Here is a 15,004-nt window from a genome sequence, read left to right as displayed (position 1 = left end):
AATATAGCCATGCGTAACAACCAGCCTATTACTCAACGCGAACGGACCTTCCCGGCTCAGCAACGGTTGATTTCCACGACCGATGCCAAGGGGGTGATTACCTACTGTAACGACGCCTTTGTCGAGATCAGCGGGTTTTCCCGTGAGGAGCTGATTCGTGCGCCGCATAATCAGGTGCGTCACCCCGACGTGCCTTCTGCGGTGTTCGCGCACATGTGGGCGACGCTGAAGCAAGGCTTGCCATGGATGGGCATTGTCAAGAATCGCTGCAAGAGCGGTGACCATTACTGGGTTAACGCCTATGTCACGCCGGTGTTCGAAGGCCAGCAGGTAGTCGGTTACGAGTCGGTGCGGGTCAAGCCTACAGCTGAACAGATTCGCCGTGCCGAAGCGCTTTACCAGCGCATCAACCAGGGCAAGTCTGCCGTGCCTTCCATGGATAAATGGCTGCCGGTGCTGCAGGATTGGTTGCCGTTCATTCTGGTCAGCCAGCTGAGTTTCCTGATCGGCGCGTCGCTGAATTCGCAATGGGGTTTTGCCCTTGCCGCCGGGCTTTCGGTGCCGCTGGGTCTGATGGGATTGCGCTGGCAGCAGCGCGGGCTCAAGCGTTTGTTGCGCCTGGCCGAGCAGACCACGTCGGACCCGTTGATTGCGCAGATGTACACCGACAGTCGCGGCGCTCAGGCGCGTCTGGAGATGTCGATTCTGAGTCAGGAAGCCCGTCTGAAAACCTGTTTGACGCGTCTGCAGGACACCGCCGAGCACCTGAGCGAGCAAGCGAAACAGTCCGATGCCCTGGCGCACAACAGCTCCACCGGGCTGGAGCGTCAGCGTGTGGAAACCGAGCAAGTAGCGACGGCGGTCAACCAGATGGCGGCGACGACTCAGGAAGTTGCCAGCCATGTGCAGCGCACGGCGGATGCGACTCAGGAAGCCAATCGCCTGACCGGTCGCGGGCGGGATATTGCCGGGGAAACCCGTGAAGCTATTCAGCGTCTGTCGACGGTGGTGGGTGAAACCGGATTGACCGTGACCCAGCTGGCCAAGGACAGTAACGAAATCGGCGGTGTGGTGGATGTGATCAAAGGCATTGCCGACCAGACCAACCTGTTGGCCTTGAACGCGGCTATCGAAGCGGCGCGTGCGGGTGAGATGGGGCGCGGGTTTGCGGTGGTGGCCGATGAAGTACGGCAACTGGCGCAACGTACCAGTGAGTCCACTGGGCAGATTCATGCGCTGATCGCCAAGCTGCAGCACACCGCCAACACCGCGGTGCAAACCATGGAGGCCGGGCATCGGCAGGCAGAGGAAGGTGTGGCGCGGGTGCTGGAGGCGGATCAGGCGCTGGTGGGGATCAGTGAGGCGGTGGCCAATATTACCGACATGACTACTCAGATTGCGGCGGCGACTGAAGAGCAAAGTGCGGTGGCTGAAGAGATCAGCCGTAACATTAGTAACATCTCGCATTTGGCGGATCAGACTTCGGTGCAGGCGCAACACTCGGCGTTGTTGAGTGAAGAGCTGACGAAGACGGCGAATACCCAGTATTCGTTGGTGGAGCGGTTTAATCGCTGATCGCTGTCTTGAAGTAAAAAACCGGGCGCTGATGCGCCCGGGTTTGTTTGTGATGCGCATTGGTATCTACACACCTTTCAGGGGCTGCCAAATGCTGTGGCTAGGGGCTTGCCTGTGGTGTGGGGGTTTGCCCCCTGTAGGAGCTGGCTTGCCGGATCGCCGCACCGCAGCGAATGCGTCCGGTCAGTCGACATCAATGTTGAATGTGCTGGCCTCTTCGCTGGCAAGCCAGCTCCTACAGGGGGGGTAAACCCCTTCACCATAGACAAGCCCCCTCGCCACAGGTTGGCTGGATATCTGGGGTGTGATGTCTTGAAAGGCTTGCGGCCCTTGACGTAAACGTCAACCTGCCATTAGCTTAGCGCCATGATCTTTTTCGAGCGCTTCCATGAGCAGCCAGACCTATAGCATCTCCGACCTCGCCCGCGAGCTCGACATCACCACCCGGGCCATTCGCTTTTATGAAGAGCAAGGGCTGCTCAGCCCTGAGCGGCGTGGGCAGGAACGTATCTATTCGCCTCGGGACAAGGTCAGTCTGAAGCTGATTTTGCGGGGTAAGCGTATTGGTTTTTCATTGGCTGAATGCCGTGAGTTGATTGAGCTTTACGATCCTACTGGTGGCAATCAGAAGCAGCTGCAGACGATGCTGAACAAAATCGCTGAGCGTCGGGAGCAGCTTGAGCAGCAGATGCTTGATATTGAGCAGATGAAGCTGGAGTTGGATACGGCGCAGGAGCGGTGTAGTCAGGCGTTGGAGCAGACGATCAAGAGTCAGCAGGTGGTGTAGGAGCTGCCGCAGGCTGCGATCTTTTGATCTTGATTTTCGGCGCGACGGCGATCGCTGAAGATCAAAAGATCGCAGCCTGCGGCAGCTCCTACAGGTTTTTTCCCACAGGTCCCCACCCACAGGTTTTCTGAGCATTCAGATCATTCAGCACAGGTCGATTCCCATGTCCCTACCTACTCACGTACGCCTGGTCGAAGTCGGCCCTCGCGACGGTCTGCAAAATGAAGCCCAACCCATCAGTGTCGCGGACAAGGTGCGGTTGGTCGATGCGCTGACTGCCGCAGGGGTGAGCTATATCGAGGTCGGCAGTTTTGTCTCGCCCAAGTGGGTGCCGCAGATGGCCGGTTCCGCCGAGGTCTTTGCGCAGATCCAGCGCAAGCCCGGGGTGACTTATGCGGCGCTCGCGCCGAATCTTCGCGGGTTTGAGGATGCGGTGGCTGCTGGGGTCAAGGAGGTTGCGGTGTTCGCCGCGGCGTCCGAGGCGTTTTCCCAGCGCAATATCAATTGTTCGATCAGTGAAAGCCTGGCGCGTTTCGGGCCGATCATGGATGCGGCGAAGCAGCACGGGGTGAGTGTGCGGGGGTATGTGTCCTGTGTGCTGGGCTGCCCTTATGAAGGTAACGTCTCGCCGGAGCAAGTGGCCCGGGTTGCGCGCGAGCTTTATGCCATGGGCTGTTATGAAGTGTCCTTGGGCGACACCATCGGCACCGGGACGGCCGGGGCCACCCGCAAGTTGATTGAAGTGGTCGCGGCCGATGTGCCGCGGGAAAAACTCGCCGGGCACTTTCACGACACCTATGGCCAGGCCATGGCCAATATCTACGCCAGTCTGCTGGAAGGGGTTTCGGTGTTTGACAGCTCGATCGCCGGCCTTGGCGGCTGCCCCTATGCCAAGGGCGCCAGCGGTAACGTGGCCAGCGAGGACGTGGTGTACCTGCTCAATGGCCTGGGGATCGAGAGCGGTATCGACCTCGAGGCGTTGATTGTGGCTGGCCAGCACATCAGCACGGTGCTGGGACGCGCCAGCGGTTCGCGGGTGGCCAGGGCGCGTAGCGCGCAGTGAGTGGGCGGATGTGTCGGGGTGTTACCGCAACGTCCGAATGTGGGGGACAAGCGAGTAACACGGAAACAAATCAGCGGGTTTTGGCGACGGGGAAAATCCTGAAAAATCTCAAACTGTTGATTTTAAAGGGTTTTTAAAAGTTGGCACGGCTCCTGCTATCTCTATGGCATAACAAGAACAAAAAAAATGCTCCAACCCTAATAAAAATAAGACGTAACGACTCTGACATAACAAAAACAACACGGCAGAGACGCAGCTAACAGATTTTTTTGGAGAGGATGTGCTTTTCAGGGTGCTTTTCGGAGTGACCCGCAACCGGGCAGAGAATAATAAAACTACCTTCAGGTAGCTCCCGAACTGGTTGGATCGCTTGGCGAGAAAGTAGATCAGCGCTCAAAAAAATACGTTTGCTCTTGATCCCGGATGGGGATCGATAAAAACAGCGGTAAAGGGTCACGGTTGCTAAAAACAAAAACAGACCGCCCCTCAATAATAAAAAAAGAGCACGTGACGACAAAATTAAAGGGGAGCTTCGGCTCCCCTTTGTGCTTTCTGCTGTTTGTGATTTTCCCCCTCCCCTTTATCAGAGCCGGCTTGCTGCGGGCGGCGTTTCGACGATAGCGGTTTGTCTGCCAGCGGATTGGTTGAATGTGCCGGCCCTTTCGCGAGCAAGCTCGCTCCCACAGGGGGGCAGTGTCGGCCACAGGGAGCTGCGGTGGTCAGTGGATTCCGGGGTAGCCTCGATCAACTGTGGGAGCGAGCTTGCTCGCGAAGGCGGAGTGTCAGTCAACGTTGTCGTCGGCTGATACACCGCTTTCGCCAGCAAGCCAGCTCCTACAGGGGGGTGTGGTCAGGTTTTGTTGATTTGTAGCTCTTCGATGCTGATTTCGCGCATGCGGAATTTCTGGATTTTGCCGGTCACGGTCATTGGGAACTCCTCGACGAACTTGAAGTGACGCGGGGTCTTGAAGTGGGCGATGCGTTCTTTGCACCAGGCTTGCAGTTCTTGCTCGGTGGCGCTGTGGCCGGGGTGGAATTTGATCCAGGCGACGATTTCTTCGCCGTAGCGCGAGCACGGGATGCCGATCACTTGTACGTCGGCCACGGCCGGGTGGGTGAAAAAGAATTCTTCCAGTTCCCGTGGGTAAATGTTTTCCCCGCCGCGAATGATCATGTCCTTGTTGCGTCCGGCGATGCACACGTAGCCTTGCTCATTCATGCTCGCCAGGTCGCCGGTGTGCATCCAGCCGGCCTGGTCGATGGCTTCTGCGGTGCCTTGCGGGTTGTTCCAGTAGCCGAGCATCACGCTGTAGCCGCGGGTGCACAGTTCGCCAATGGTGCCGCGGGGCACCAGGTTGCCGGCCTCGTCGATGATTTTGCTTTCCAGTTGCGGCTGGGTGCGGCCGACGGTGGTGACGCGCAGCTCCAGGTCGTCCGACGGGCCGGTCTGCAGCGACACCGGACTGGTTTCGGTCATGCCGTAGGCGATCTGTACTTCACTCATGTGCATGTCGCTGATGACCCGGCGCATCACTTCGATCGGACAGGTCGCCCCGGCCATGATCCCGGTGCGCAGGCTCGACAGATCGAATTCGGCGCGCTGGGGTTGGTCGAGCATGGCGATGAACATGGTCGGTACGCCGTAGAGCGCGGTGGCCTGTTCTTCAGCGACGGTGGTCAGGGTCAGCAGCGGATCGAACGCGTCGTTGGGGTAGATCATGGTGCTGCCGTGGGTCATGCAGCCGAGGTTGCCCATGACCATGCCGAAGCAGTGGTACAGCGGCACCGGGATCACCAGGCGATCACTGGCGGTCAGGCCGAGGCTTTCGCCGACCATGTAGCCGTTGTTTAGAATGTTGTAGTGGCTGAGGGTCGCACCCTTGGGGAAGCCGGTGGTGCCGGAAGTGTACTGGATGTTCACCGCCTGGTCGAAATGCAGGCTGTCCTGGCGTGCGTGCAGTTGCTCGGCGGAGACGTTGCTGGCGAGATCGGTCAATTGCGACCAGGGGAGGAAACCCGCTGGCGGCTGGGCATCGAGGCTGATCACTCCGCGCAGGTCCGGCAGGCGTTCGCTGTGCAACTGGCCGGTGGCTTGCTCCGCCAGTTCCGGGACCAGGCCTTGCAGCATGCCGTGATAGTCGGAGGTCTTGAAGGCGCCGGCGCAGACCAGCCATTGGCAGCCGGATTGCTTTAATACGTATTCCAGTTCGGAACTGCGGTATGCCGGGTTGATGTTGACCAGGATCACGCCGATTTTCGCGCTGGCGAATTGGCTGATGCACCATTGGGCGCAGTTGGGGGCCCAGATGCCGAGGCGATCACCGGTCTGCAGGCCCAGGGCCAATAGCGCTCTGGCGTGCAGGTCTACGGTGTCGGCCAATTGCTGCCAGGTGTAGCGCAGTTGTTGGTGGCGCACGACCAGCGCCTCCCCGGTCGGGTACTGCGCGACGGTGTTGTCGAACGCCTGGCCGATGGTCATCGCCAGCAAGGCTTTGTCCTGGGAACCGCGGGTGTAGCTGCGCTGCGGGCTTGCAGTGGGTTGATCCATGACGACCCCTATTGTCTTTATTTATGGGTTGGCGACGGTCACCTGTGGGGGGCGGGTTTGTTTGTGAAGAGGTCGGCATGTTCAACATTGGTGTTGACTGGTCTGACGCCTTCGCGGGCAAGCCCGCTCCCACAGGGTTCAGCTGCGGACGGTCCGTGTGGGAGCGAGCCTGCTCGCGAAGAGGCCAGCACATTCAACAGTTATGTTGACTGATCCGACGCTTTCGCGAGCAGGCTCGCTCCCACAGGGTTGGTCCACTGTTCTATCTTGAGCTGGCTCTAATGTCGCCTAAGTTGACGTTAACGTAAAGGGCGATTGACAGCCATTCGTCACAGGTTTACGTTAACGTAAAGGTGATAGCCGGATCACGGCCCTCCCCTACCCTACAAAAAAGCCAAAAGGTGCCCCATGAGCTATCCATCCCTGAATTTTGCCCTCGGTGAAACCATCGACATGCTGCGCGATCAGGTTCAGGCCTTCGTCGCCAAGGAGATCGCCCCGCGCGCCGCTCAGATCGACATCGACAACCTGTTCCCGGCGGACCTGTGGCGCAAGTTCGGCGACATGGGCCTGCTGGGGGTCACCGTGCCGGAAGAGTACGGCGGCGCTGGCCTGGGTTACCTGGCCCACGTGGTGATCATGGAAGAGATCAGCCGCGGCTCGGCGTCGGTGGCGTTGTCCTACGGTGCGCATTCGAACCTGTGCGTCAATCAGATCAACCGCAACGGCACTCACGAGCAGAAAACCAAGTACCTGCCCAAGCTGATCAGCGGCGAGCACATCGGCGCCCTGGCCATGAGCGAGCCGAATGCCGGCTCCGACGTGGTCTCGATGAAGCTGCGCGCCGACAAGCGCGGCGATCACTACGTGCTCAATGGCAGCAAGACCTGGATCACCAACGGTCCGGACGCCAACACTTATGTGATCTACGCCAAGACCGACCTCGAAAAGGGCCCGCACGGCATCACCGCGTTCATCGTCGAGCGCGATTCCAAAGGCTTCAGCCGCAGCAACAAATTCGACAAGCTGGGCATGCGCGGTTCCAACACTTGCGAGCTGTTTTTTGATGACGTCGAAGTGCCGGAAGAGAACATCCTCGGCGTGCTCAACGGCGGCGTGAAAGTGCTGATGAGCGGCCTCGATTACGAGCGCGTGGTGCTGTCCGGCGGCCCGACCGGGATCATGCAGGCCTGCATGGACCTGATCGTGCCGTACATCCACGACCGCAAGCAGTTCGGCCAGAGCATCGGCGAATTCCAGCTGATCCAGGGCAAGGTCGCCGACATGTACACCCAGCTCAACGCCAGCCGCGCCTACCTGTATGCGGTGGCCCAGGCCTGCGAGCGCGGCGAAACCGCCCGCAAGGACGCCGCCGGAGTCATCCTCTACAGCGCCGAATGTGCGACCCGAATGGCCCTGGATGCGATCCAGATTCTCGGTGGCAACGGCTACATCAACGAATTCCCCGCCGGCCGCCTGCTGCGTGACGCCAAGCTGTACGAAATCGGCGCGGGCACCAGTGAGATCCGGCGCATGCTGATCGGTCGTGAACTCTTCAATGAGACGAAATGAATTTCGCTAGCGGCAAGCTCCAAGCTTCAAGCGGCAAGAGCACGCAGCTCTTGCTTCAACTTGCAGCTTGTAGCTTGAAACTCGAAGCTGCTACGGAGTAGCCCCATGATTTTGCATACCCAGCTCAACCCCCGTTCGGCGGAGTTCGCCGCCAACGGCGCGGCGATGCTCAAACAGGTCGAAGCCCTGCACACCCTGCTCGCCCAGGTGCAGCAAGGTGGCGGCCCGAAGGCGCAGGAGCGCCACACCTCGCGAGGCAAATTGCTGCCCCGTGAACGGATCAATCGCTTGCTCGATCCGGGCTCGCCGTTTCTCGAGATCAGCCAACTGGCGGCCTACGCGGTGTATGGCGAAGACGTGCCGGCCGCGGGCGTGATTGCCGGGATCGGCAGGGTCGAAGGCGTCGAATGCATGATCGTCGCCAACGATGCCACGGTGAAGGGTGGCTCGTATTACCCGCTGACCGTGAAAAAACACCTGCGCGCGCAGACCATCGCCCAGCAGAACCGCCTGCCGTGCATCTATCTGGTGGACTCCGGTGGCGCCAACTTGCCGCGCCAGGATGAAGTGTTCCCCGACCGGGAGCACTTCGGGCGGATCTTTTTCAACCAGGCCAACATGAGCGCCATGGGCATTCCGCAGATTGCGGTGGTGATGGGTTCGTGCACCGCGGGTGGTGCGTATGTACCGGCCATGGCCGACGAAGCGATCATGGTGCGCCAGCAGGCGACGATTTTCCTCGCCGGCCCGCCGCTGGTGAAAGCCGCGACCGGTGAAGTGGTCAGCGCCGAAGACCTCGGTGGGGCCGATGTGCACTGCAAGATTTCCGGGGTGGCCGACCATTACGCCGAGAGCGACGAACACGCCCTGGCCATTGCCCGGCGCAGCATCGCCAACCTCAACTGGCGCAAGCTCGGTGAGGTGCAGCAGCGCACGCCGATCGCCCCGCTCTACGCCAGCGACGAGTTGTATGGCGTGGTGTCGGCGGACGCCAAGCAGCCGTTCGATGTGCGGGAAGTGATCGCGCGGTTGGTGGACGGTTCGGTGTTCGATGAATTCAAGGCGCTGTTTGGTACGACCCTGGTCTGTGGCTTTGCCCACTTGCACGGTTACCCGATCGCGATCCTCGCCAACAACGGCATCCTGTTTGCCGAAGCCGCGCAGAAAGGTGCGCACTTCATCGAGCTGGCGTGTCAGCGCGGGATTCCGTTGCTGTTCTTGCAGAACATCACCGGGTTCATGGTCGGGCAGAAATACGAAGCGGGCGGCATTGCCAAGCACGGCGCGAAACTGGTGACTGCCGTGGCGTGCGCCAAGGTGCCGAAGTTCACGGTGATCATTGGTGGCAGTTTCGGTGCGGGTAACTATGGCATGTGCGGGCGGGCTTACGATCCGCGCTTTTTGTGGATGTGGCCGAATGCGCGGATCGGCGTGATGGGCGCCGAACAGGCGGCCGGGGTGCTGGTGCAGGTCAAGCGTGAGCAGGCCGAGCGCAGTGGCCAGGGTTTCAGTGCCGAGCAGGAAGCCGAGATCAAGCAGCCGATTCTCGATCAGTATGAGGAACAGGGGCATCCTTACTATTCCAGCGCTCGGCTGTGGGACGACGGCGTCATCGACCCGGCGCAGACCCGCGATGTGTTGGCCCTGGCCTTGTCGGCGTCGTTGAACGCGCCAATCGAACCGAGCCGCTTCGGCGTGTTCCGGATGTGATCCGGATCCTGATCTGATCTGATGTGATGTGAACCTGATGTAGGAGCGAGCTTGCTCGCGATGGTCTCAAGGGCAACGCGTTTATTCAGGAAGCACGCGTTATCGTTAACGCCCATCGCGAGCAAGCTCGCTCCTACAGAGTGCCGTGGAGACGGACGAATATGAGCGACTTCAATACGCTGGAACTGCTGACCGACCCGCGTGGTTTTGCGACCCTGTGGCTCAGCCGTGAAGAAAAGAACAACGCGTTCAACGCCGAGATGATCCGCGAACTGATCCTCGCCCTGGACAAAGTGTCGGGCGATGCCAGCCTGCGGTTTTTGTTGGTGCGCGGTCGCGGCAAGCATTTCAGTGCCGGCGCCGACCTGATCTGGATGCAGCAATCGGCCGAACTCGATTACCACACCAACCTCGACGACGCCCGGGAACTGGCGGAGTTGATGTACAACCTGGCCAAGCTGAAGATCCCGACGCTGGCGGTGGTGCAAGGCGCAGCCTTTGGTGGCGCGTTGGGCCTGATCAGTTGCTGCGACATGGCGATCGGTGCCGATGACGCGCAATTCTGCCTGTCGGAAGTGCGCATCGGCCTGGCCCCGGCGGTGATCAGCCCGTTCGTGGTGCAAGCCATCGGCGAACGGGCGGCACGCCGCTATGCGCTGACCGCCGAGCGCTTCGGCGGGCAACGGGCGCAGGACATCGGCTTGTTGTCGGAGAGCTATCCGGGCAACGAGCTGGAACAACAAGTCGAGCAGTGGATCGACAATCTGCTGCTCAACAGCCCGGCGGCCATGCGCGTCAGCAAGGACTTGCTGCGCGAAGTCGGCAACGGTGCGCTGACCCCGGCGCTGCGGCGCTACACCGAAAACGCGATCGCGCGCATTCGCGTCAGCCCTGAAGGCCAGGAGGGTCTGCGGGCCTTTCTGCAAAAGCGTGCGCCAATCTGGAAAGCCGCCACCACCCCCAAGGAGTCGCGTTGATGAGCGCACCTGTTCTCACCACCCTGCTGGTGGCCAACCGCGGCGAAATCGCTTGCCGGGTGATGCGTACCGCCAAAGCCCTGGGCCTGACCACCGTGGCCGTGCACAGCGCCACTGACCGCGACGCGCGCCATAGCCGCGAAGCGGATATCCGCGTCGACCTCGGCGGCAGCAAAGCCGCCGACAGCTACCTGCTGATCGACAAACTGATCGCCGCGGCCCAGGCCAGTGGCGCCCAGGCGATCCATCCGGGGTATGGCTTCCTGTCCGAGAACGCCGGGTTCGCCCGCGCCATCGAAGCCGCCGGCTTGATCTTCCTTGGCCCACCCGCCTCGGCCATCGACGCCATGGGCAGCAAATCCGCGGCCAAAGCCTTGATGGAAACCGCGGGCGTGCCGCTGGTGCCGGGCTATCACGGCGAAGCCCAGGACCTCGAGACCTTTCGCGATGCCTGCGAACGCATCGGCTACCCGGTGTTGCTCAAGGCCACGGCGGGCGGCGGCGGCAAAGGCATGAAAGTGGTCGAAGACGTCAGCCAGCTCGCCGAAGCGCTGGAATCGGCCCAGCGTGAAGCGCAATCGTCGTTCGGCGATTCGCGGATGCTGGTGGAGAAATACCTGCTCAAACCGCGTCATGTGGAGATCCAGGTATTTGCCGATCAACATGGCCACTGCCTGTACCTCAATGAACGGGACTGCTCGATTCAACGTCGGCACCAGAAAGTCGTCGAGGAAGCACCCGCGCCAGGCCTGAGCCCGGAACTGCGGCGCGCCATGGGCGAAGCCGCGGTGCGGTCGGCGCAGGCCATCGGCTATGTCGGTGCCGGTACCGTGGAGTTTCTGCTGGATGCCCGCGGCGAGTTCTTCTTCATGGAGATGAACACCCGCCTGCAAGTCGAACACCCGGTCACCGAAGCCATCACCGGCCTCGATCTGGTGGCCTGGCAGATTCGCGTGGCGCGCGGTGAAGCGCTGCCGATGACCCAGGAGCAGGTGCCGCTGCTCGGCCATGCGATTGAAGTGCGCTTGTACGCCGAAGACCCGGGCCACGATTTCCTGCCGGCCACCGGGCGTCTGGCGCTGTACCGCGAATCCGCGCCCGGTCCGGGACGTCGGGTGGACAGTGGCGTGGAAGAAGGCGACGAGATTTCGCCGTTCTATGATCCGATGCTCGGCAAGCTGATTGCCTGGGGCGAGGACCGTGAACAGGCGCGCCTGCGGTTGTTGAGCATGCTCGATGAGTTTGCGATCGGCGGGCTCAAGACCAACATCAACTTCCTGCGCCGGATCGTCGGCCATCCGGCGTTTGCCGCGGCGGAACTGGATACCGGGTTCATTCCGCGTTATCAGGAGCAACTGCTGCCGGACGCTTCGGACCTCAGTGACGATTTCTGGCAAGCCGCCGCTCAGGCCGTTGCCCAGAGCCAGCCGGGTTCTGCGCGCACTGACGACCCGGGTTCGCCGTGGGGGATCGGCAATGGTTTCCGTGCCGGACTGCCGAGCGAAATCACTCTGCACTTGAGTTGCGAGGGACAAGACCGGGCGCTGACGCTGGGTGCCGTTGATGCCCACACGGCACAACTCAAGGGCGAGCAGCTGCTGACCGAGCACAACGGCGTGCGCCGCCAGCATCGGGCGATCCGTCGGGGTGACAGCGTGTACCTGCAATGGGCCGGTGAATTGCGCCGCATCGAGGCCTACGACCCGATCAGTGCCGTCGAAGCCAGTCACAGCCATCAGGGCGGGCTTGCCGCGCCGATGAATGGCAGCATCGTGCGGGTGCTGGTGGAGGCCGGGCAATCGGTCGAAGCCGGGGCGCAACTGGTGGTGCTGGAAGCGATGAAAATGGAGCACAGCATCCGTGCGCCCCATGCCGGGGTGATCAAGGCGCTGTATTGCCAGGAAGGCGAGATGGTCAGCGAAGGCAGTGCGCTGGTCGAACTGGAAGAAGCCTGAACTGAAGATCGGTCCTGCGCCTGGCGCGGACCGATGTAGCTAGAACCTGATCGTCGCCTGGACCACCACGCCGATGATTCGGCAGGCCTGGGTGTACAGGGCTTTGGGGTACGTCGGATTGAGCGGGACCAGGTAACGCTGCCCGCCCTCTTCGATCAGCTTGCGAAACGTGGCTTCGGCGCTGTCCGGCCACTGGGCGATCACCAGTTTGCCGGGCAGCGCTTCCACGGCCGGGTCCACCAGGATCAACATGCCCTCGGCAATGCTGAGGCCCGTCGGTGCCGTCATCGCATCGCCGGTCACCTCCAGCCAGAACGCCGCGCCCCGGGCCGGGTAATCGGACAGTTCGTAACGCGCCTGGCCGTACACCGCCGGCTCGCCGTCGCGCACCTCTGCGGTGGCGCGCCAGCCACTGACCGGGTAACGGAAGTACGGGTTGTATTTTTGCGCCAGGTCCTGGCCGTCGGCCTGCGAGGCGTCCGGCTCGCGGATCACCAGCGCCACCTCGAGAAAGTCCAGGCCCAGCGCCTGCAGCACCCGGTTCATGTCATCGATGCCGGGCTCGCGACGTTTGTTCAGCCAATGGCCAATGCCGCCCTGGGACATCCCGACGCGCTCGGCGAGTATCTCTTGAGTGACTTTGAGTTCACTCATCTTGGCCTTGACCAATTCAATCCATTTATCCATGTGCGGCACGATACGTGGGTGCCTCCAGCCATCAAAACACAACTTGTAGTATTTAAATTATCGTCACAAATACACTTTGTACTAGGATTGTTTCACGGATATGAATCCCATCACGGAGCTTGCCATCACCATGACCATCCCCAGCCATGACCTGCCAGACATGTCGATCGACACCACCCTCACCTCGCCCGAAGGCTTTGCGGCCGCACAGCGAGCGCTGGACTATTACTTGAAACCTGCTGTTTCAGAGGAAGTGGTCGAAGAACGCTTCTTTGACGTGAACCGCAATATCAGCAGCGAAGAGGCGCTGATCCATGCCTCGGACCTGCTGCGTTGTGCCGCCGCCACCGCTTACGAGTCAGGCAATAACCTTCAGGGCACCAACCGGCACCTGGCTTTTTCGACGGTGCACATGATCGACATGGCCAGGGCGCTGGTGGACCGGTCCCTGGAGTGTGCTCAGAACGGTTGAAAACGAGGAGGCTTTCGAGGAGGACCGGAAAGAATTTTCCAATCGTGCAGATAAAATCATTTGACTTGCAAACGAGAATGATTATTATTGCATGCAGCTGGTCGCGAGATCAGTCGATTGTCCAAGGGACCTTAGGTCGGTCTCCTGGACACTCTCCTCATCAGGCTAATCACGGTTTTTGACCCGGCTTTTTGCCGGGTCTTTTTTTTGCCAGTTATTCTGGCTTTATCTTCAGGCTAATGAAGTCTTTTTGGTGCTGAAAATCCGAATGGCGCGGATGATATCAAATGAATATCCGTTGGCAAGAGAAGCCCGGCCACATTGGCCTGAACTAATCAAAAATAGCACTTGAGAATCAATTGCACAGTCTCTAAGCTGCCTCGGCGTCAAGGACGACGCCCCCCCTTTCAGCCCGCAATTTCCCCCGGTTTTTCCCTGCCCAGCGTGTAAAGTACCAGCCATAAAAATCATATTCAGGAATCGATTATGACCGTGGCCAAATCCTCTCTCGACATCAGCGCCAACTTCGACAGCGGCAACATTGAAGTGCTCGATATCAGCAATCCGCTTCACGCGTTGCTGGCCATCCGGCCGGACACCCGCAGCCAGCACTTTCAGTGGTTTCACTTCAAGGCCAGCGGTCTGCATGTCGGCCAGGAGCACTGGTTCCGCCTGAACAACGCCAGCAAATCCTCCTACAACAAGGCGTGGGAGGGTTATCAGGCGGTGGCGTCCTATGACCACGTCAACTGGTTCCGCGTGCCGACCATCTTCGAGGGCGACTGCTTGCGTTTCAGCCTCGAAACCACCGCCACCCACGCCTGGTTTGCCTACTTCGAACCCTACAGCCGCGGTCGCCATGACTGGCTGATCGAGCAGGCGCTGACCAAGGCCGGCACCGAGCTGTTGGCCACCGGCAAGAGCGTCGAAGGGCGGGACATCCAGCTGCTGCGTAAAGGCACGGGCGCCGAAGGCCGGCGCAAGGTGTGGATCATTGCCCAGCAACACCCTGGCGAACACATGGCCGAGTGGTTCATGGAGGGCGTGATCGAACGCCTGGAACGGCATGACGACCCGGTTCTGGAGAAATTGCTGGCCAGCGCCGACCTGTACCTGGTGCCAAACATGAACCCGGACGGCGCCTTCCACGGTCACTTGCGCACCAACGCCATGGGCCAGGACCTGAACCGCGCCTGGCAGAGCGCCAGCCAGGAACTGAGCCCGGAGGTGTTGTTTGTGCAACAGCAGATGGAGCAGTACGGGGTCGACCTGTTCCTCGACATTCATGGCGATGAAGAGATCCCGTATGTGTTCACCGCCGGTTGCGAAGGCAATCCGGGGTATACGCCGCGGATCGAGAAACTTGAAGAGCATTTCCGCAGCCATCTGAAGCACTTGACCAAGGATTTTCAGACTAAGCACGGCTATACCCGTGATCTGCCGGGTAAGGCCAATATGACGTTGGCGTGTAACGCCGTCGGGGAGAAATTCGACTGCCTGTCGCTGACGTTGGAGATGCCGTTCAAGGACAACAATGATGCGCCGAATGCGTTGACGGGGTGGTCGGGCAAGCGGTCGAAGCAGTTGGGTAAGGATGTGTTGGTGACGGTGGCGGATATGGTTGATAGCTTGCGTTGATCGTTGGTTTAAGGATCAAG

11 protein-coding genes are annotated in these 15,004 nt (G+C 60.4%); 9 read left to right on the top strand and 2 right to left on the bottom strand.

Annotation, left to right across the window (positions count from 1 at the left end; all coding sequences use genetic code 11):
- Window positions 1-9: 9 nt before the first annotated feature.
- From ACA067_RS08490 to ACA067_RS08480, 3 genes are all read left to right on the top strand, one after another.
- Window positions 10-1,575, top strand: a complete 1,566-nt coding sequence (locus ACA067_RS08490) for a methyl-accepting chemotaxis protein (protein WP_497461369.1) — start codon at window positions 10-12, stop codon at window positions 1,573-1,575.
- 388 nt (window positions 1,576-1,963) lie between these two features.
- Window positions 1,964-2,362: a MerR family transcriptional regulator gene (locus ACA067_RS08485; RefSeq protein ID WP_497461368.1), complete on the top strand. Its 399-nt coding sequence runs from the start codon at window positions 1,964-1,966 to the stop codon at window positions 2,360-2,362.
- Window positions 2,363-2,525: 163 nt separating this feature from the next.
- A complete protein-coding gene (locus ACA067_RS08480) occupies window positions 2,526-3,425 on the top strand; it encodes a hydroxymethylglutaryl-CoA lyase (RefSeq protein WP_497461367.1) in 900 nt (299 codons plus the stop codon).
- A gap of 850 nt (window positions 3,426-4,275) precedes the next feature.
- Here the strand turns inward: ACA067_RS08480 and ACA067_RS08475 are convergent.
- Window positions 4,276-5,973, bottom strand: coding sequence for an AMP-binding protein (locus tag ACA067_RS08475; RefSeq protein ID WP_497461366.1), 1,698 nt, complete (start codon window positions 5,971-5,973; stop codon window positions 4,276-4,278).
- A 408-nt stretch (window positions 5,974-6,381) separates the two neighbouring features.
- Here ACA067_RS08475 and ACA067_RS08470 point away from each other — a divergent pair, with 408 nt between their 5' ends.
- The 4 genes from ACA067_RS08470 (at window position 6,382) to ACA067_RS08455 (ending at window position 12,187) form a co-directional block, all read left to right on the top strand.
- Window positions 6,382-7,545 (top strand): isovaleryl-CoA dehydrogenase, encoded by a 1,164-nt coding sequence (locus ACA067_RS08470; RefSeq protein ID WP_150816943.1) that lies wholly within the window; start codon window positions 6,382-6,384, stop codon window positions 7,543-7,545.
- Window positions 7,546-7,650: 105 nt separating this feature from the next.
- The gene (locus tag ACA067_RS08465) at window positions 7,651-9,255 is read left to right on the top strand and encodes a carboxyl transferase domain-containing protein (RefSeq protein WP_497461365.1); all 1,605 of its coding nucleotides are present in this window, start codon (window positions 7,651-7,653) and stop codon (window positions 9,253-9,255) included.
- Window positions 9,256-9,416: 161 nt separating this feature from the next.
- Window positions 9,417-10,232, top strand: coding sequence for a gamma-carboxygeranoyl-CoA hydratase (locus tag ACA067_RS08460; protein WP_497461364.1), 816 nt, complete (start codon window positions 9,417-9,419; stop codon window positions 10,230-10,232).
- Window positions 10,232-12,187 (top strand): acetyl/propionyl/methylcrotonyl-CoA carboxylase subunit alpha, encoded by a 1,956-nt coding sequence (locus tag ACA067_RS08455; protein ID WP_497461363.1) that lies wholly within the window; start codon window positions 10,232-10,234, stop codon window positions 12,185-12,187. Before ACA067_RS08460 ends, ACA067_RS08455 begins: the two co-directional genes overlap by 1 nt.
- Before the next feature lie 39 nt (window positions 12,188-12,226).
- Here ACA067_RS08455 and ACA067_RS08450 read toward each other — a convergent pair whose 3' ends face one another.
- Window positions 12,227-12,874, bottom strand: a complete 648-nt coding sequence (locus tag ACA067_RS08450; protein ID WP_497461362.1) for a LexA family protein — start codon at window positions 12,872-12,874, stop codon at window positions 12,227-12,229.
- A gap of 130 nt (window positions 12,875-13,004) precedes the next feature.
- On the opposite strand from ACA067_RS08450, the gene ACA067_RS08445 reads away from it, so the two are divergent.
- Together ACA067_RS08445 and ACA067_RS08440 are read left to right on the top strand one after the other, a co-directional pair.
- Complete coding sequence (locus ACA067_RS08445; protein ID WP_497462749.1) at window positions 13,005-13,346, top strand: DUF6124 family protein; 342 nt, start codon at window positions 13,005-13,007, stop codon at window positions 13,344-13,346.
- Window positions 13,347-13,832: 486 nt separating this feature from the next.
- Window positions 13,833-14,984: a M14 family metallopeptidase gene (locus tag ACA067_RS08440; protein WP_497461361.1), complete on the top strand. Its 1,152-nt coding sequence runs from the start codon at window positions 13,833-13,835 to the stop codon at window positions 14,982-14,984.
- Window positions 14,985-15,004 lie beyond the last annotated feature (20 nt).

Source organism: Pseudomonas sp. LBUM1674, from assembly GCF_059695635.1.
Note: the sequence above shows the minus strand (reverse complement) of the source record. Positions and strands in the feature narration are given on the sequence as shown.

What these genes read in the sequence shown, in the direction of transcription:
- ACA067_RS08490 (WP_497461369.1), top strand. Translation starts at nt 10, where the DNA reads ATGCGTAACAACCAGCCTATTACTCAACGCGAACGGACCTTCCCGGCT.
- ACA067_RS08485 (WP_497461368.1), top strand. Translation starts at nt 1,964, where the DNA reads ATGAGCAGCCAGACCTATAGCATCTCCGACCTCGCCCGCGAGCTCGAC.
- ACA067_RS08480 (WP_497461367.1), top strand. Translation starts at nt 2,526, where the DNA reads ATGTCCCTACCTACTCACGTACGCCTGGTCGAAGTCGGCCCTCGCGAC.
- ACA067_RS08475 (WP_497461366.1), bottom strand. Translation starts at nt 5,973, where the DNA reads ATGGATCAACCCACTGCAAGCCCGCAGCGCAGCTACACCCGCGGTTCC.
- ACA067_RS08470 (WP_150816943.1), top strand. Translation starts at nt 6,382, where the DNA reads ATGAGCTATCCATCCCTGAATTTTGCCCTCGGTGAAACCATCGACATG.
- ACA067_RS08465 (WP_497461365.1), top strand. Translation starts at nt 7,651, where the DNA reads ATGATTTTGCATACCCAGCTCAACCCCCGTTCGGCGGAGTTCGCCGCC.
- ACA067_RS08460 (WP_497461364.1), top strand. Translation starts at nt 9,417, where the DNA reads ATGAGCGACTTCAATACGCTGGAACTGCTGACCGACCCGCGTGGTTTT.
- ACA067_RS08455 (WP_497461363.1), top strand. Translation starts at nt 10,232, where the DNA reads ATGAGCGCACCTGTTCTCACCACCCTGCTGGTGGCCAACCGCGGCGAA.
- ACA067_RS08450 (WP_497461362.1), bottom strand. Translation starts at nt 12,874, where the DNA reads ATGGATAAATGGATTGAATTGGTCAAGGCCAAGATGAGTGAACTCAAA.
- ACA067_RS08445 (WP_497462749.1), top strand. Translation starts at nt 13,005, where the DNA reads ATGACCATCCCCAGCCATGACCTGCCAGACATGTCGATCGACACCACC.
- ACA067_RS08440 (WP_497461361.1), top strand. Translation starts at nt 13,833, where the DNA reads ATGACCGTGGCCAAATCCTCTCTCGACATCAGCGCCAACTTCGACAGC.